The following is a 17,610-nucleotide window of genomic DNA, read 5'->3' as shown; positions in this document are numbered from 1 at the left end:
CGGTGAAACACAAAGTCACGCCACGCGCGGCCATCACAGCAGGTGCGACACGCCGGCTTGCTCGTCTTGCAGTTCCTTGAGGGTCTTGTTGATGCGTTCCTGGCTGAATGCATCGATTTCCAGGCCTTCGACGATCTTGTATTCGCCGTTCTCGGTGGTCACGGGGAAACCGAAGATCACGCCGGCCGGAATGCCGTATTCGCCATTGGAGGGAACGCCCATGGTGACCCAATGGCCGTTGGAGCCCAGGGCCCAGTCGCGCACGTGGTCGATGGCGGCGTTGGCAGCCGAAGCAGCCGAGGACAGGCCACGGGCTTCGATGATGGCGGCGCCGCGCTTGCCCACGGTGGGCAGGAACGTGTCGGCATTCCACACCTGGTCGTTGATCAGGTCCTTGACGGCCTTGCCGCCGACGGTGGCGAAACGGTAGTCGGCGTACATGGTGGGCGAATGGTTGCCCCACACGGTCAGCTTCTGGATGTCGCCCACGGCGGTGCCGGTCTTGGCGGCGATCTGGCTGGCGGCGCGGTTGTGATCCAGGCGCAGCATGGCCGTGAAGTTCTTGGCCGGCAGATCGGGCGCGCTCTTCATGGCGATGTAGGCGTTCGTGTTGGCGGGGTTGCCCACCACCAGAACCTTGACGTCGCGCGAAGCCACTTCGTTCAGAGCCTTGCCCTGAGCCGTGAAGATCTGCGCGTTGGCGGCCAGCAGGTCGGCGCGTTCCATGCCCGGACCGCGGGGGCGTGCGCCCACCAGCAGGGCGTAGTCGGCATCCTTGAAGGCCACCAGCGGGTCGCCCGTGGGAATCACGCCGGCCAGCAGGGGGAATGCGCAGTCCTCGAGCTCCATGATCACGCCCTTGAGCGCCTTCTGAGCCTTTTCGTCGGGAATCTCGAGCAGTTGCAGAATGACGGGCTGATCCTTGCCCAGCATTTCGCCGGAGGCGATACGGAACAGCAGGGCATAACCGATTTGACCAGCAGCACCGGTAACGGCGACACGAACGGGCTTTTTACTCATTGAAGGCTCCTGTATGGGGGTGTTGGATGTGGGATTCTCGACCGCCTGGATGACACCTGCTGCTCGTCTCGTTGCCAGCAGTCCGACGGCAGGACCCCGCACAGCATTCGAGTGTACTGCTGCAGGATAAACCGAGTCAATTTGTCTTATATCTTATATAAGATATGATCGCGGCCAGCCGATCCCCAGCCCCGGCTGCGGTCTTTGCCGCAACCCGGATCGGCCCGGCCGTCCCCGCGAACTTTCAAGAGATCATGGCTACTTCTTCTTCCAGTGCTCCGGTGCCCCGCGCCGCGACCGCCGAGACGGAAACGCCCCCCCTGAGCGGGCCGGCCGGCCCGGCTTTCAGTCCGCTGTACCAGCAGATCAAGGGCTTGATCCTGCAGAGCCTCGAAGGCGGCGAGTGGAAACCCGGTGAGTCCATCCCCAGTGAAATGGAGCTGGCCGCGCGTTACCGCGTCAGCCAGGGCACCGTCCGCAAGGCCATCGACGAGCTGGCCGCCCACCACCTGCTGATCCGCCGCCAGGGCAAGGGCACGTTCGTCGCCACCCATGCCGAGCAGCACGTCAACTACCGTTTCCTGCGCCTGTCGCCCGACCGCGGCGACCAGCAGAGCGAAGGCCCGGCGCTGCGCCGCTTCCTCGATTGCAAACGCCTGCGTGCCTCGGCAGACATCGCCCGCGCCCTGGGCCTGCGCGCGGGCGATGCCGTGATCTACGTGCGCCGCACGCTCGCATTTGCGCAGCAACCCACGATCCTCGAAGACCTGTGGCTTCCTGGCAACGCATTCAAGGGCCTGACCCTCGAACGCCTGGCCCGGACCGATGCGCCGATGTACGCCCTCTTCGAATCCGAGTTCGGCGTGCGCATGGTGCGCGCCGAAGAAAAACTCAAGGCCGTGGCCGCGGACACCGACAATTGCGAGTGGCTGGGCGTACAGCCCGGGGCACCGCTGCTGAGCGTCGAACGCCTGGCCTACACCTACAACGACGTCCCGATGGAGTTGCGCCGCGGCCTCTATCGCACCGACATCCACCACTATCGAAATATGCTCAGCTGATTCCGCATCCATGCGGTCATCGGCAAAAAACAAGACAAAAAGGAGACGACTGCCCCCCTCCATGCCACTCCGAGTACCTTAGTCAAATATGACGGGTACCTCGGTCATTTATCGTGCGGTGCAATAGAATTTTCGGTTGTCCGCGCGTGGAGATCGACTCGGGTTACAAGCGAGTTACATCGCCAATCACGACAAATAGCATTCCCTTCCACGAAAGAAAGCCATGCCATGACTGAGCTTGCCAAAAAAAGGCCGGAATTCAAAAATATCAATGCCATCAAGGACCTGACGACCTACCGGCTGCCTCCCGCAGGATGGGTTTCCATCCTCCATCGCATCAGCGGCCTGCTGATGTTCCTGTTCCTGCCATTCATCATCTGGCTGTTCGACACCTCCGTGTCCTCGGAATACTCCTATGCCGTGTTTCGCGGTGCCTTCAATGAAGGTCTCGGTTTTGTTCCCGGCTGGTTCCTCAAGCTCGTGGCTCTGGCCCTGATCTGGGCTTACCTGCACCATTTCATCGCCGGCCTCCGCCACCTCTGGATGGATGTGGCTCACGCCGTGAGCAAAAAATTCGGCCACACCTCGGCTCTGGTCACCCTGGCGCTGAGCATCGGCCTGACCGTGGTCCTGGGCGCCAAGCTCTTTGGCCTGTACTGATCCGTCCGCAGGAGTCTCCCCACATGTCTACATACGGTTCCAAGCGCACGGTCGTCGGCGCACACTACGGCCTGCGCGACTGGCTCATCCAGCGCATCACCGGCGGCCTCATGGCCCTCTTCACCGTCATCTTGCTCGCGCAAGTGATCTTTACATCCGGCCCCATCGGCTACGAGCAATGGGCAGGCATCTTCGCGTCGCAATGGATGAAGGTCCTGACCTTCTGCGTGATCGTCGCCCTGCTCTATCACGTCTGGGTCGGCGTTCGCGACATCTGGATGGACTACGTCAAACCCGTGTCCATCAAAATTGCCCTCAACATTTTCACCATGGTCTGGCTCGTCGGTTGTGCGGGTTGGGCGATTCAAGTCCTCTGGAGGCTGTAAACCATGACATCGTCCCGTTCCGTCAGCACCCGTAAATTCGACGTCGTGATCGTCGGCGCCGGTGGTTCCGGCATGCGCGCATCCCTGCAACTGGCCCGTGCGGGCCTGTCCGTGGCGGTGCTCTCCAAGGTCTTCCCGACCCGCTCGCACACCGTGGCAGCCCAGGGCGGCGTGAGCGCCTCGCTCGGCAACATGTCCGAAGACAACTGGGAATGGCACTTCTACGACACCATCAAGGGCTCCGACTGGCTCGGCGACCAGGATGCGATCGAGTTCATGTGCCGCGAAGCCCCCAAGGTCGTCTACGAACTTGAACACTTCGGCATGCCTTTCGACCGCAATGCCGACGGCACCATCTACCAGCGCCCCTTCGGCGGCCACACCGCCAACCACGGCGAGAAGCCCGTGCAACGCGCCTGCGCCGCGGCCGACCGTACCGGTCACGCCATGCTGCACACGCTCTACCAGAAGAACGTCGAGGCCCGCACCCAGTTCTTCGTGGAATGGATGGCGCAGGACCTGATCCGCAACGACGAAGGCGACGTGGTCGGCGTGACCGCGCTCGAACTCGAGACCGGCGACACCTATGTGTTCCACGCCAAGGCCGTGATGCTGGCCACCGGCGGTGCCGGCCGCATCTTCCAGGCCTCCACCAATGCCTTCATCAACACCGGCGACGGTCTGGGCATGGCGGCTCGCGCAGGCATTCCGCTGCAGGACATGGAGTTCTGGCAGTTCCACCCCACCGGCGTGGCCGGCGCGGGCGTGCTGCTGACCGAAGGCTGCCGTGGCGAAGGCGCCATTCTGCTCAACAGCAACGGTGAACGCTTCATGGAGCGCTATGCGCCCACGCTGAAGGATCTGGCCCCGCGCGACTTCGTGTCCCGTTCGATGGACCAGGAAATCAAGGAAGGCCGTGGCTGCGGACCCAACAAGGACTTCATCTACATGAAGCTCGACCACCTGGGCGCCGAAACCATTCGCAAGCGCCTGCCCTCGGTGGAAGAGATCGGCCACAACTTCGCCAACGTCGACATCACCAAGGAACCGATCCCGGTGGTGCCCACCATCCATTACCAGATGGGCGGCATCCCGACGAACATCCACGGCCAGGTCGTCGAACACAAGGGCGACAACTACGCCTCGCCCATCAACGGCCTCTACGCCGTGGGCGAATGTGCCTGCGTGAGCGTGCACGGCGCCAACCGCCTGGGCACCAACTCGCTGCTCGATCTGCTGGTGTTCGGCCGCGCCGCCGGCAACCACATCGTCGACCAGCACTACAAGACGCGGGCCTACCGCGACCTGCCCGCCGGTGCCGCCGACTTCACGCTCTCGCGCCTGGCCCGCCTCGACGGCTCGACCGGTGGCGAGTACGCGCAGGACGTGGCCAACGACATCCGCCAGTGCATGCAGACCCACGCCGGCGTGTTCCGCACGCAGGAAAAGATGGATGCCGGCGTTCAGTCCATCAACCAGATCCGCGAACGGGTGCCGAACGTCACCCTCAAGGACAAGTCCAAGGTCTGGAACACCGCCCGCATGGAAGCGCTGGAAGTCGACAACCTGATCGAAGTCGCGCAGGCCACCATGATCTCGGCGGCGGCCCGCCACGAATGCCGCGGCGCGCACTCGGTCGACGACTACGAACGTCCCGCCGACGATCCGGAATTCCCCCTGGGCCGCAACGACAAGGAGTGGATGAAGCACACCCTGTGGTACAGCGCCACCAACAGCCTGGACTACAAGCCCGTGCGCCTCAAGCCGCTGACGGTGGCCTCCATTCCGCCCAAGGTTCGTACCTTCTAAGCGTTCGCTCCACGACGAAAGAACATCATGCAAAAGCGTACATTCAAGATCTACCGCTACGACCCGGACAAGGACGCCAAGCCCTACATGCAGACCGTCGAGATCGAACTCGAAGGCAACGAACGCATGCTGCTCGATGCACTGGTCAAGCTCAAGGCCCTCGATCCGTCCCTGTCGTTCCGCCGCTCGTGCCGTGAAGGCGTCTGCGGTTCGGACGCCATGAACATCAACGGCAAGAACGGTCTGGCCTGCCTGACCAACCTGCGCACGCTCAAGGATCCGATCGTGCTCAAGCCGCTGCCGGGCCTGCCGGTCATCCGCGACATGATCGTGGACATGACCAACTTCTTCAACCAGTACCACTCGATCAAACCTTACCTGATCAACGAGTCGCCGCTGCCCGAGAAGGAACGCCTGCAGTCTCCCGAAGAACGCGAAGAGCTCGACGGCCTCTACGAGTGCATCCTGTGCGCCAGCTGCTCGACCAGCTGCCCCAGCTTCTGGTGGAATCCGGACAAGTTCGTCGGCCCGGCCGGCCTGCTGCAAGCCTACCGCTTCATCGCCGACAGCCGCGATCAGGCCACCTCGGCTCGCCTGGACAACCTGGAAGACCCGTACCGCCTGTTCCGCTGCCATACCATCATGAACTGCGTGGACGTGTGTCCGAAGGGACTCAACCCCACCAAGGCCATTGGCAAGATCAAGGAATTGATGGTCCGCCGCGCGGTCTGACACAATCCTGAGTTTTGGCCACAATAACCATCTGAAGAAACCTCGATGCAAGACGATCAGCAACCTCTCGACGCAAGATCGCTGGGCAAGCTCAAGTGGCGTTGCCGCCGCGGCCTGCTCGAGAACGATCTGTTCATCGAGCGTTTCTTCAAGCGCTACGAGGCCACGCTCACACAACGCCAGGCCAGGGGGCTGACGCTGCTGACCGACCTTTCCGACAACGATCTCATGGATCTGCTGCTCGGACGCAAGACTCCCCCCGAAGAATTAGCCACCGAAGAAGTGTGCGAAGTACTACAACTGCTGAGACAACCGCCCGATGTGGTCGCCTCTTCTCTTTAGAAACCGGTAACTCGAAGGAAAGCGTGAAATGAAACTCGCCGACAACAAAGCAACCCTCTCGTTCAGCAACGGTGACCCCAGCATTGAGCTGCCCATCTATCAGGGCAACATCGGCCCGGATGTGATCGACATCCGCAAGCTCTACGGCCAGACCGGCAAATTCACCTACGATCCCGGCTTCCTGGCCACGGCTTCGTGCCAATCGTCGATCACCTACATCGACGGCGACAAGGGCGAGCTGCTGTACCGCGGCTACCCCATCGAACAACTCGCCACCAACTGCGACTTCCTCGAAGTCTGTCACCTGCTGCTCAAGGGCGAACTGCCCAATGCCGAGCAGAAGGCGTCGTTCGACGAGAGCGTGACCAAGCACACCATGGTCAACGAGCAGATGCAGTTCTTCCTGCGCGGTTTCCGCCGCGATGCTCACCCCATGGCCGTTCTGACGGGCCTGGTGGGCGGCATGTCGGCCTTCTATCACGACAGCACCGACATCAACAATCCCGAGCACCGCGAGATCTCGGCGATCCGCCTGATCGCCAAGATGCCCACGCTGGTCGCCATGGCCTACAAGTACGGCATCGGCGCACCCTACATGTACCCGAAGAACGACCTGAGCTACTCGGGCAACTTCCTGCGCATGATGTTCGGCAACCCGTGCGAGGAATACAAGGTCAACCCGGTGCTCGAACGTGCGCTCGACCGCATCTTCATCCTGCACGCCGATCACGAGCAGAACGCATCCACCTCCACGGTGCGCCTGTGCGGCTCGTCGGGCACCAACCCGTTTGCGGCCATCGCCGCCGGCGTGGCCTGCCTGTGGGGCCCTGCCCACGGCGGTGCCAACGAAGCCTGCCTGAACATGCTCGAGGACATCCAGCGCCAGGGCGGCGTGGCCAAGGTCGGCGAGTTCATGGAAAAGGTCAAGGACAAGTCGTCCGGCGTCAAGCTCATGGGCTTTGGCCACCGCGTCTACAAGAACTACGACCCCCGCGCCAAGCTCATGCAGGAAACCTGCAATGAAGTGCTGGCCGAACTGGGCCTGGAAAAGGATCCCCTGTTCGCCCTGGCCAAGCAGCTCGAGAAGATCGCCCTGGAAGACGACTACTTCGTCCAGCGCAAGCTGTACCCCAACGTCGACTTCTACTCGGGCATCGTGCAGCGCGCCATCGGCATCCCGGTCAACGTGTTCACGGGCGTGTTCGCGCTGGCCCGCACGGTCGGCTGGATCGCCCAGCTCAACGAAATGATCAGCGATCCCGAGTACAAGATCGGCCGTCCCCGCCAGCTGTTCACCGGCAGCCCGGTGCGCGACGTACCCGCCATCGACAAACGCTGAAGCACAGGCGGCACACCGAAGTCAAAGCCCTTTCGCTTTTTCTGCCGCCACGAGCCCACGGCCCCAGCCGTGGGCTTTTCGTTTTTATCGGCGTTCGTATTCAGGCCCCGTTTTGCGCTTGCCGCAACAGCACAGCAGCCCGCGTCGCCCAAGCAAACTTAAAATCACCCCTTTGCGATTTGTGTCCCCTTCGGACGCGCCCGTTTTTCACCGCTCATGTCAGATCAAAATCCCCCCCAGGCAGCCCCGGCGGCCGCCCCCGCCATCGACGACAACCAACTGATCGCCGAGCGGCGCGAGAAACTCAAAGCCCTGCGTGCAGCGCAGGCCGAGGGCCGGGGCGTGGCCTTCCCCAATGATTTCAAGCCGGCCCACCACGCCGCGACGCTGGTGGCCGAGCACGGCCAGACCGAACCCGAAGCCCTCGAGGCGGCGGCAGCGACCGTCAGCCTGGCCGGCCGCATGATGCTCAAGCGTGTGATGGGCAAGGCCAGCTTTGCCACCGTGCAGGACGCCACGGGCCGCCTCCAGCTCTACGTGACGCGCGACGCCGTGGGCGAAGAGGTCTACGCCGATTTCAAGCGCTGGGATCTGGGCGACATCGTCGGTGCCGAAGGCACGCTGATGAAGACCAAGACCGGCGAGCTGTCGGTCAAGGTCACCCGCCTGCGCCTGCTCACCAAGAGCCTGCGCCCGCTGCCCGACAAGTTCCACGGCATGTCCGACCAGGAACAGAAGTACCGCCAGCGTTACGTCGACCTCATCACCGACGAACAGGCCCGTGCACGCTTCGTGGCCCGCAGCAAGGCCGTCAGCGGCATCCGCGAGTTCATGGTCGCCAACGGCTTCCTCGAGGTCGAGACGCCCATGCTGCACCCCATCCCCGGCGGTGCCAATGCCAAGCCCTTCGTGACGCACCACAACGCGCTCGACCAGGAGATGTACCTGCGCATCGCCCCCGAGCTCTACCTCAAGCGGCTGATCGTCGGCGGTTTCGAGCGTGTCTTCGAAATCAACCGCAACTTCCGCAACGAAGGCATCTCGGTCCGTCACAACCCCGAGTTCACGATGATGGAGTTCTACGCGGCCTACTGGAACTACCGCGACCTCATGGACTTCACCGAAAGCCTGATTCGCGATGCCGCGCAGAAGGCCGTCGGCACGCTGGCGCTCACCTACCAGGGCAAGCCGGTGGACCTGGCCGCGCCTTTCCAGCGCCTCACCATCCGTGAAGCCATCGTCAAGTACACCGAGGCAGGCGAGCAGGTCGACAGCCGCGAGTGGCTGATCGCCGCATTGCAAAAGCTGGGCCTGAGCGAAGGCAAGAACAAGCTCGCCGCACGCACCCTGGCCAGCCTGCAGGTGCTGTATTTCGAGGAAACCGTCGAAGACAAGCTCTGGCAGCCCACCTTCATCATGGAACACCCCACCGAGATCTCGCCGCTGGCCCGCGCCAACGACGACCGTCCGGAAGTGACCGAGCGTTTCGAGCTCTACATCACCGGCCGGGAGTTCGGCAACGGTTTCTCCGAGCTCAACGACGCCGAGGATCAGGCCGCACGCTTCAACGCCCAGGTCGCCGCCAAGGACAGCGGAGACGACGAGGCCATGTACTTCGACCACGACTTCGTGCGTGCCCTCGAATACGGCATGCCTCCCACCGGCGGCTGCGGCATCGGCATCGACCGCTTCATGATGCTGCTCACCGACAGCGCCAGCATCCGCGACATCATCCTCTTCCCTGCCCTGCGCCGCGAGAGTTGATCCGCGCTGCCCGACAGGCCAGCCACCCTGCCGCCCCATCCGGCCGGGGTGGCTTTTTTGTCTGCTCCCCTGGTCAGGGCCGGCCCGTTCGTCCTGCCAGCCACGCGACCGAAGCCGCGCTCGGCTGCCCCCGTTTTCCCAGCTTTCCTTTCCCATGAGTCCCTATACCCTCGGCATCGACTTCGGTACCTCCAACTCGGCCATGGCCGTCACCGGACCGGACGGGCAAGCCCAGTTGATACGCCTCGAAGGCCAGGCCACCGCCATGCCCACGGCCCTCTTCTTCAACGACGAAGAGCGCAGCACACACTACGGCCGCGACGCCGTCGGCCACTATCTGGCCGGTACCGAAGGCCGTCTGATGCGCTCGCTCAAGAGCCTGCTCGGCAGTCCGTTGCTGCAGGAAAAGACCGCGGTGCATGGCGAATCCGTGAGCTTCCAGGACATCATCAGCCGTTTCCTGGCCGAACTGGTGCGGCGCGCCGAACGCCAGACCGGCCGGCGCCCCGAACGCCTGATGCTGGGCCGTCCCGTGCACTTCGTCGACGACGACAGCAGCCGCGATCAACAGGCCGAAGCCGCGTTGCGGCTGGCCGCGCGGCAGGCGGGTTTCGCAGACGACGACATCCGTTTCCAGCTCGAGCCCATCGCCGCCGCCTTCGACTACGAACGCCGCATCAGCCAGGAATCCCTGGTGCTCATCGTCGACATCGGCGGCGGCACCTCGGACTTTACCGTCGTGCGCCTGGGGCCCGACCGCACGACCCGCCCCGACCGTGCCCAGGACATCCTGGCCACCAGCGGCGTGCACATCGGCGGCACCGACTTCGACCAGCGCCTGACGCTGCAGCAGGTCATGCCCCACCTGGGGCTGCGGCACATCGGACCGCAGGGCCGCGAGGTGCCCAGTCCGCTGTTCCTCGACCTCTCGACCTGGCACCTCATCAACTGGCTCTACAGCGCCAAGGTGCTGCATCAGGCCCAGTCGCTGCGCGAGAACTACAGCGACACGCATCTACACGACAGGCTCATGACGGTGCTGCGCGAGCGCCTGGGGCACCAGGTCCTGCATGCCGTCGAAACCGCCAAGATCGGCGTTTCCAGCACGCGCGAGCCGGCCTCGATCGACCTCACGCAGATCGAGCGCGGCTGGTCGCTGCCCCTGCAGCCGCAGGAACTCGAAGCCGATCTGCTGCCGCAGCTCGAGCGCGTCGGCGCCAGCGCCCAGGAATGCCTGCGCCGCGCCGGCCTGGCCCACAGCCAGATCGATGCCATCTACCTCACCGGTGGCTCGTCGGCCCTGCAACCCCTGCAGGCACAGCTGCGGCGCGACTTCGCCGGTGTGCAACTGGTCGAGGGCGATTTCTTCGGCGGTGTCGCCAGCGGTCTGGCCTACGCCACACGCCAGTGACCCCTCGGCACACACCATGAACCCCATCGGCGCTTATCCTCCGGAGCTCCAGGCCCAGGCCCTGCAACTGCTCGAAGCCGGGCAGCTCGCAGACTGGCTGCGCCGGCGTTTCCCCGGTGGTGTGCACGGCGTTCGAACCGACGGCGCGCTCTACGACTACGTGCAGGCGCTCAAGAACGCCCATCTGCGCAATGCACCGCCCATCCAGAAAGTCGCCTACGACAGCAAGATGCGCGTGCTCGAACATGCCCTGGGCATGCACACCCGGCAGTCGCGCATCCAGGGCAGCAAGCTCAAGGCCAAGCGCGACATCCGCATCGCCAGCCTGTTCCGCGAGGTGCCCGAGCCCTTTCTGCGCATGATCGCCGTGCACGAGCTCGCCCACGTGCGCGAGCGCGAGCACGACAAGGCGTTCTATGCCCTGTGCTGCCACATGCAGCCCGATTACCACCAGGTCGAATGGTCCGTGCGCCTGTACCTGCTGGAACTGCAGCGCCACGGCACCATGGAATGGACCACGACCGGCTGAGCCGGTCCAACGGCCGTCCGCCGAGCCTCACGGCAGCAGCGACAGCATCTCCTGGTAGACCGGATCGTGCATGAGCTCGTCCCAGGTCAGGGGCGGCAGTTGGGGCAGCAGCGCACGGCGGCGCAGCTCGCCGGTTTCGTGGGCCTGCCATTGCCGTGCCTCGTGGGCCCGCTCGAGTCCTTCGATCAGCGCATCGATGGGTGCACCGCCGTCGACCACACTCTGGTTGCACAACAGCACCAGATCGCAGCCGGCGTTCAACGCGGTGGTGGCGGCCTCGGTATAGCTCACGATTTCGCCGCCCAGGCGCCGCGCGCCCTCCATGCTGAGGTCATCGCTGAAGATCGCCCCCATGAACCGCAGCTTGTCACGCAGGATGTCCTGCAGCCACTTCGGCGAAAAGCCAGCCGGCAGCGCATCGACCTTGGGGTAGATCACATGCGCGGGCATCACCGACGTCAGGCTGCTCGACAGCCACTGGTAGGGCGCGGCATCCTCGGCCAGGATCGCCTTCAGGCTGCGCCGATCGACCGGCACGTCCACATGCGAATCCGCCTTGACGTAGCCATGCCCCGGAAAATGCTTGCCGCAATTGGCCATGTCGGTCAGCAGCAGGCCGTGCATGACGCTTTTGGCCAGCAGCGCGACCACCCGCGGATCGCGGTGGAATGCGCGATCGCCGATCACGCTGCTGGCGCCGTAGTCCAGATCCAGCACCGTGGTGAAACTGAAGTCCACGCCGCAGGCCCGCAGCTCGGCGCCCAGCACGTAACCCAGCGCCGTGGCGGCATTGGTCGCCTGCAGCGGCTGGGTGTTCCAGAGCTCGCCCAGGGCCCGCATGGGCGGCAGATGCGTGAAGCCGTTGGTGCGGAAACGCTGCACGCGGCCACCTTCGTGATCCACGCAGATCAGCAGATCGGGACGCACGGCCTTGATCTCGGCATTGAGTGCGGTCAGTTGCGCCCGGTCCTGCCAGTTGCGCGCGAAATGAATCACGCCACCGACCAGCGGATGGGCCAGCCGCCGGCGGTCGGCGTCCGTCAACGTCAGCCCGGCGACGTCGATGATGAGAGGGGCGTGCGAAAAACCGTCGATCTCGTCGAAGCCGGCGGCAGGCGCGGCCGGTGGTCGGGTCTTGGCTTTGGCCTTGGAAGTCTTGGCGCTCATGGTCGATCAGAAAAGATGAATCAGGATGCCTGTACAGGCGGGTTTCGGTATTCCACGACCACGAAGCTGGCCGCGTAGTCCGATTCGTCGGTCACGGTGACATGGGCCACCAGGTCATGGCTCTCGAACCACGCCTTGAGCGCGCCGTGCAGCACGATCACCGGCTGGCCCGAAGGCAGCTTGCCGATCTCGCAGCTGCGCCAGGTCATGGGCATGCGCATGCCCATGCCCACGGCCTTGCTGAAGGCCTCCTTGGCCGAGAACCGCGTGGCCAGGTAACGCACGCCACGCTCGGGCCAGCGGGCATGGCGCGACTGCCAGGTGGCGTACTCCACATCGCTGAGGATGCGGCGCACGAACCGTTCGCCATGCTTTTCCCAGGAGGCGCGGATGCGCCGCACGTCGCAGATATCGGTGCCGATGCCATAGATCATGGTGTTTCAAGCGCCCTGCGGCGCCCCCTCGCGTGCAGCCACCCCTTGGTCGATGGCCGCCCGATAGGCTTGGACCGCAGCCACGTAGCCTCGTTCCAGCGCATCGGCGATCAGTGCATGGCCGATCGACACCTCGGCCAGCGCGGGCAGGCCCCGCACCAGTCCGGCGAGGTTGTCCAGATTCAGGTCGTGACCGGCGTTGACGCCCAGTCCGACCCGCGCGGCCGCACTTGCGGCATCGGCAAAACGGGCCAGTTGCAGGGCCTGGTCGGATGTGCCCCAGGCCGCGGCATAGGGTTCGGTATAGAGCTCGACCCGATCGGCACCGGCGTCCCGGGCATGGGCCATGACCGGGGCGTCCGCATCCATGAACAGGCTCACGCGCACACCCAGGTCGCGGCACTCCTGGATTAGCGGGCGCAGCCTGTCGAGGTCCTGCGGCAGCGACCAGCCGTGGTCGCTGGTGAACTGGCCCTCGCCATCGGGCACGAAAGTGGCCTGGTGCGGCCGCAGCTCGCGCACGAAGTCCATCAGGTTGTGAAAGGGATTGCCTTCGATGTTGAATTCGGCGCGGGGCCAGTCCTTGCGCAGCAGCGCGTGCAGCGCATGCACGTCGTCGCCACGGATGTGCCGGGCATCGGGCCGGGGATGTACCGTGATGCCCTGGGCACCGGCCTGCAGGCACAGTTGCGCCGCCCGGGTGACGCTGGGAATGCCCAGATTGCGGGTGTTGCGCAACAGCGCGACCTTGTTGACGTTGACGGACAGAGCGGTGGAGGACGGGAGGGTCACGGTCGGAAATCCATGAAAATGCCGCGGCGCGAATCGGGCCACACCGCCGGCTAGAGGCTTTGCAAGTCCAGCATCATCTGCCTGGTGCGCAGGGTGCCGACGCCGCAATGGTAGTTCAGGAGCGTGCGCAACTGGCTGCGCAACGCGGCACCGGCCTGTCCGCACACCGTCTGCAGCACGCCGTAGGCGGCCGTGTCGGCCGATTGCAGCAATGCCTGCAGCGTCCGCCACTGCTGTCCGCTCAGCGCCGCACGTTCGCCGTCCTGGGCCAGACGCAGCCCGGCCTCGGGCACCAGCACATAGCTCAGCTCGGGCGCCAGGGGCTCCAGCGTCTGGGTCTGCACGTCGAGCGCCGGCAGCCAGCCCGTTTCACGCAGCAGCACCAGCTCGAAGGCCCGCAGCGCCGGTTGCTTGTCGGCCAGGCCGCGGTCGGCCAGGTGCGCCACCGTCCGGGCATAGGCCTCGAACACCGGCACATGCGGATCGTCGCGCGCCAGCAGGCGCATCAGCAGTTCGTTGAGGTAATAACCCGAAAGCAGCGCATCTCCGCCCGGCATGACATGCCCACCCAGCCATTCGGCTCCACGCAGGTTGTGCACCTCGGATTCGCCTTCGCTCATGCCGTAGGTCACACGCAGCGGCTGCAGCGGCAGCAGCACCGGACGGAAGTTGGATGTCGGTTTCTTGGCGCCCTTGGCCACCAGGACCACACGGCCCCGATACCGCGTGTACACATCGAGAATCAGGCTGGATTCGCTCCAGTCGTAGTGGTGCAGGACAAACGCGTCCTCCTGCACCGTCGTGCGTCTGGGGGCCATGCGGCGGGCCTGTCTTTACTCGTAGCCGAAAGAGCGCACGCGCGCTTCGTCGTCGGCCCAGCCCGAACGCACCTTCACCCACAGTTCCAGAAAGACCTTGCAGTCCATGAGCTTCTCGAGTTCCTGCCGGGCTTCGGTGCCGATGCGCTTGAGACGCTCGCCCTTCTCGCCGATCACCATGGCCTTGTGGCCATCGCGCTCGACCACGATGGTGGCGGCGATCTTCACCAGACGCCCGTGCTTCTTGCTGGTTTCCTCGTCGAACTTGTCGATGATCACGGTCGAGGTGTAGGGCAGTTCGTCGCCCGTGAAACGGAACAGCTTCTCGCGCACCGTCTCGCTGGCCAGGAACTTCTCGCTGCGATCGGTCAGCTCGTCCTCGGCATACCACCAGGGCTGCTCGGGCAGGTACTTGGCGCAAATGCCGAACAGGCGGCCGATGTCGCCCCGGTTCTTGGCCGACATCGGCACGAACTCGGTGAAATCGTGACGCTGCTGCATGTCGCGCAGCCACGGCGCGATTTCGGCACGGCGGTGCACGCGGTCGAGCTTGTTGGCGACGAGCAGCGCCGGAATGCCGGGCTTGAGGAGCGACAGCACCTTGGCATCGGCCAGCGTGAAGCTGCCGGCCTCGACCACGAACAGCACCAGGTCGACATCGCTCACCGCGCCCATCACGGTCTTGTTGAGCGACTTGTTGAGTGCCGTGGCATGCCGCGTCTGGAAACCCGGGGTGTCGACGAAGATGAACTGCGCCTGGCCCAGCGTGCGAATGCCGGTGATGCGGTGACGGGTGGTCTGGGCCTTGCGCGACGTGATGCTGATCTTCTGGCCGATCAAGGCGTTGAGCAGCGTCGACTTGCCGACGTTGGGTTTGCCCACGATGGCAATCACACCGCAACGCGACGGGCCGTTCGACAGGGCGGCGCCCACGGCTTCCAGGACCTGGGCCGCGCGCGAGCCGGGCTCGCCGGCGTCGGCCAGATCGTCTTCGTCATCCTCGCCGTCGTCGTCGGTCTCTTCGCCGTCGTCCTCGAGGGCGGTTTCGGGCGTCCCGGCGGCCGGTGCCGCAGCCGGGGTCTGCACCGGCGTGCGGCGCCGCTGGGCCGGCGCCAGTGCGGCGGCCTGGGGCGGCGTTTCGGCATCCTCGGCCGGAACATCGCCGGCCTCGGAGCCCTCCACGACCGGTGCCGGCTCGGCGGGTGCAGGCTCGGCCACGGCCGCCGGGGCGGCGGCGGGTTCGGCATCCGGCTGGGGCGCAGCCGAGGGCTGCCGGCCCAGGCCCACCTGAGCCAGCAAGGCCTCGAGCTCGTCGGCCGACTGGGCAGCGGGAGCCTGGGGCGCGGACGCCTGGCTGGTCTTGGAAGTTTTTTTGCTCGATCCGGCGTTCATGGCTGGTTTGCTTTCAGATAAGTCAGCATGGCCGCGGCGGCAGCCTGCTCCGCAGCACGCCGCGAGCCACCCAGGCCGCGCTCCGTGTGCTGCAATTCTTCGATGAGGCATTCCACATCGAAGGTCTGTTGGTGGGCGGCGCCCGTGGTGGCAGCCACCCGGTAAGCCGGCAACTGCATCTTGCGTCCTTGCAGCCACTCCTGCAAAGCCGTCTTCGCGTCCTTGCTCGCGGCCTGCATCTGGGGGTTGATCTCGACATTGCGGTAGAGCCGACGCACGAGGTCATCGGCAGCGGCAAAACCGGCATCCAGGTAAACCGCACCGATCAGCGCCTCGAGGGCATCGGCCAGAATGGACGGCCGCTTGTGGCCACCCGAATGCGCTTCGCCCTCGCCCAGCCGCATCATGCCGGGCAGCCCGAGATCGACCGACAGGCTGTGCAGCGTGTCCTGCTTGACCAGATTGGCCCGTACACGCGACAGGTCGCCTTCGTTCAGCGAGCCCAGCCGCTCGAACAGCAGGCCCGAAACCGCCAGGCTCAGCACCGAATCGCCCAGAAACTCGAGGCGTTCGTAGTGCGTGGACGAGAAGCTGCGATGGGTCAGCGCCTGCTCCAGCAGTTCGGGACGCGCAAATTCGTGCTGCAACCGCTGCTGCAGCGCTCGCAGGGCAGGACTCAAGGGAGGCCGGGACAATGATGAGGTAGCTTGTGGACTCACGCGTCGTTCAATCGCTGAAGGACAGGACCGTCGGCCCTGAAGGGGAACCCGGCCTGTCCTGAAAAAATAAGGCCGCCACGGCATGCCCGCAAGCGGGCGGTCGCCTGGCGGGCCTGTTGCCGGCCCGATCGGACCGAAGGCAGTTCCCTGGCCCTATTTGTACAGGGACTTGCCGCAACAGCCAAGTGCGCTGTCCCCAAGGACGGGCTGCCGGCCGCCGGAGCCGGCGAGGTGCCCCGCGGCGCACCGGTTGGACAGCACGTCAGTGGAAACTTCCGATGCGCTTGAAGTCGCCGAAGTTCATCCAGATGAAGAAGGCCTTGCCGACGATGTTTTCGTCGGGCACAAAACCCCAGTAGCGCGAATCCTCGGAATTGTCCCGGTTGTCGCCCATCATGAAGTAATGGCCGGCAGGCACCTTGCACACGAAGCCCTGGGCGCTGTAGTCGCACAGTTCCTTCTGCGGGAAATCGTAGGTCGCCGGCAGCATGGTCGGCCGCGAAGGATCGTTGAGGATCCTGAAGTCGACGCCGCCCAGCTTCTCTTCGTACTGCTTCTCGTAGCGCATGCTCTGCTCGTCGAGAAAATCGGGCTGGGCCGACTTGGCCACCGGCTCGCCATTCACGGTGAGCTGCTTGTTCAGATAGGAGACCGTATCGCCCGGCAGGCCCACCACCCGCTTGATGTAATCCAGGTTGGTGTTCATGGGGTACCGGAACACCATCACGTCGCCGCGCTCGACCGGCGAGCCGTCGGTGAGCTTCTTGTTGATCACCGGCAGACGCAGACCGTAGTGGTATTTGTTGACCAGGATGAGGTCGCCGACCAGCAACGTCGGGATCATGGAGCCCGAGGGAATCTTGAAGGGCTCGAACAGGAAGGAACGCAGCACGAACACGATGACGATCACCGGGAACAGGCCTGCCGTCCAATCCAGCCACCAGGGCTGCATGATGAGGCGCTCGCGGGTCTTGGCGACGGGCTCGCCGCCCTCGACATGCCGGATGCCCTGGGCGTCGAGCGCAGCCTGGCGTTGTGCCAACTGCAGCTCGAACTGCGCAGCGGCGGCGCGGCGGCGCGGCAGGAAGACCAGTTTCTCGGCCACCCAGTACACCCCGGTCACCACCGTGGCCGCCAGCAGCAGAACTGCGAAATTTCCCTGGATGGCACCTGTGTACCAGCCGGCGGCATAAGCCGCGAACAGCGCCAGAATCGCGCCGGTCAACCAAGCCATA

18 protein-coding genes are annotated in these 17,610 nt (G+C 64.7%); 10 read left to right on the top strand and 8 right to left on the bottom strand.

The features are described from left to right. Window positions 1-33: 33 nt before the first annotated feature. The gene (locus EC845_RS19370) at window positions 34-1,020 is read right to left on the bottom strand and encodes a malate dehydrogenase (RefSeq protein ID WP_123299776.1); all 987 of its coding nucleotides are present in this window, start codon (window positions 1,018-1,020) and stop codon (window positions 34-36) included. A 254-nt stretch (window positions 1,021-1,274) separates the two neighbouring features. Here EC845_RS19370 and EC845_RS19365 point away from each other — a divergent pair, with 254 nt between their 5' ends. The 10 genes from EC845_RS19365 (at window position 1,275) to EC845_RS19320 (ending at window position 11,053) form a co-directional block, all read left to right on the top strand. After that, on the top strand, window positions 1,275-2,081 hold the full coding sequence (locus EC845_RS19365; RefSeq protein WP_123299775.1) for a GntR family transcriptional regulator: 807 nt from the start codon (window positions 1,275-1,277) through the stop codon (window positions 2,079-2,081). Window positions 2,082-2,309: 228 nt separating this feature from the next. Further along, the gene (gene sdhC, locus EC845_RS19360) at window positions 2,310-2,741 is read left to right on the top strand and encodes a succinate dehydrogenase, cytochrome b556 subunit (protein ID WP_123299774.1); all 432 of its coding nucleotides are present in this window, start codon (window positions 2,310-2,312) and stop codon (window positions 2,739-2,741) included. Window positions 2,742-2,764: 23 nt separating this feature from the next. Then, entirely contained in the window at window positions 2,765-3,127 is a 363-nt protein-coding gene (gene sdhD, locus EC845_RS19355; protein ID WP_123299773.1) for a succinate dehydrogenase, hydrophobic membrane anchor protein, read from the top strand. A 3-nt stretch (window positions 3,128-3,130) separates the two neighbouring features. Beyond that, complete coding sequence (gene sdhA / locus EC845_RS19350; protein ID WP_123299772.1) at window positions 3,131-4,936, top strand: succinate dehydrogenase flavoprotein subunit; 1,806 nt, start codon at window positions 3,131-3,133, stop codon at window positions 4,934-4,936. Window positions 4,937-4,963: 27 nt separating this feature from the next. Continuing rightward, window positions 4,964-5,668, top strand: a complete 705-nt coding sequence (locus EC845_RS19345; RefSeq protein WP_123299771.1) for a succinate dehydrogenase iron-sulfur subunit — start codon at window positions 4,964-4,966, stop codon at window positions 5,666-5,668. Between the two features lie 45 nt (window positions 5,669-5,713). Further along, entirely contained in the window at window positions 5,714-6,010 is a 297-nt protein-coding gene (locus EC845_RS19340) for a succinate dehydrogenase assembly factor 2 (protein ID WP_123299770.1), read from the top strand. Window positions 6,011-6,038: 28 nt separating this feature from the next. Beyond that, window positions 6,039-7,349 (top strand): citrate synthase, encoded by a 1,311-nt coding sequence (locus EC845_RS19335; protein WP_123299769.1) that lies wholly within the window; start codon window positions 6,039-6,041, stop codon window positions 7,347-7,349. A 216-nt stretch (window positions 7,350-7,565) separates the two neighbouring features. After that, a complete protein-coding gene (gene lysS / locus EC845_RS19330; protein WP_123299768.1) occupies window positions 7,566-9,113 on the top strand; it encodes a lysine--tRNA ligase in 1,548 nt (515 codons plus the stop codon). Window positions 9,114-9,267: 154 nt separating this feature from the next. After that, on the top strand, window positions 9,268-10,524 hold the full coding sequence (locus EC845_RS19325) for an Hsp70 family protein (protein ID WP_123299767.1): 1,257 nt from the start codon (window positions 9,268-9,270) through the stop codon (window positions 10,522-10,524). A gap of 16 nt (window positions 10,525-10,540) precedes the next feature. Continuing rightward, window positions 10,541-11,053 carry a YgjP-like metallopeptidase domain-containing protein gene (locus EC845_RS19320; protein WP_123299766.1) on the top strand — a complete coding sequence of 171 codons (513 nt, stop codon included), beginning with the start codon at window positions 10,541-10,543 and terminating at the stop codon, window positions 11,051-11,053. A gap of 27 nt (window positions 11,054-11,080) precedes the next feature. On the opposite strand, the gene nagZ is transcribed toward EC845_RS19320, so the two are convergent. The 7 genes from nagZ to lepB form a co-directional block, all read right to left on the bottom strand. Next, window positions 11,081-12,220 (bottom strand): beta-N-acetylhexosaminidase, encoded by a 1,140-nt coding sequence (gene nagZ / locus EC845_RS19315; protein ID WP_123299765.1) that lies wholly within the window; start codon window positions 12,218-12,220, stop codon window positions 11,081-11,083. A gap of 20 nt (window positions 12,221-12,240) precedes the next feature. Then, window positions 12,241-12,654 (bottom strand): holo-ACP synthase, encoded by a 414-nt coding sequence (acpS, locus tag EC845_RS19310; RefSeq protein WP_123299764.1) that lies wholly within the window; start codon window positions 12,652-12,654, stop codon window positions 12,241-12,243. A 6-nt stretch (window positions 12,655-12,660) separates the two neighbouring features. Continuing rightward, a complete protein-coding gene (locus EC845_RS19305) occupies window positions 12,661-13,446 on the bottom strand; it encodes a pyridoxine 5'-phosphate synthase (protein ID WP_123299854.1) in 786 nt (261 codons plus the stop codon). A gap of 50 nt (window positions 13,447-13,496) precedes the next feature. Then, a complete protein-coding gene (gene recO, locus EC845_RS19300; RefSeq protein ID WP_123299763.1) occupies window positions 13,497-14,264 on the bottom strand; it encodes a DNA repair protein RecO in 768 nt (255 codons plus the stop codon). 15 nt (window positions 14,265-14,279) lie between these two features. Further along, complete coding sequence (era, locus tag EC845_RS19295; RefSeq protein ID WP_123299853.1) at window positions 14,280-15,206, bottom strand: GTPase Era; 927 nt, start codon at window positions 15,204-15,206, stop codon at window positions 14,280-14,282. Between the two features lie 446 nt (window positions 15,207-15,652). Continuing rightward, window positions 15,653-16,336 (bottom strand): ribonuclease III, encoded by a 684-nt coding sequence (gene rnc, locus EC845_RS19290; RefSeq protein WP_233598179.1) that lies wholly within the window; start codon window positions 16,334-16,336, stop codon window positions 15,653-15,655. A 301-nt stretch (window positions 16,337-16,637) separates the two neighbouring features. Next, window positions 16,638-17,609 (bottom strand): signal peptidase I, encoded by a 972-nt coding sequence (gene lepB, locus EC845_RS19285; RefSeq protein ID WP_123299761.1) that lies wholly within the window; start codon window positions 17,607-17,609, stop codon window positions 16,638-16,640. Between the last annotated feature and the right edge of the window lies 1 nt (window position 17,610).

It is taken from the genome of Comamonas sp. BIGb0124 (genome assembly GCF_003752175.1).
GTDB lineage: Bacteria > Pseudomonadota > Gammaproteobacteria > Burkholderiales > Burkholderiaceae_C > Comamonas_F.
The sequence above is the reverse complement of the archived record's forward strand: the minus strand, read 5'-3'. Positions and strand labels throughout refer to the sequence as shown.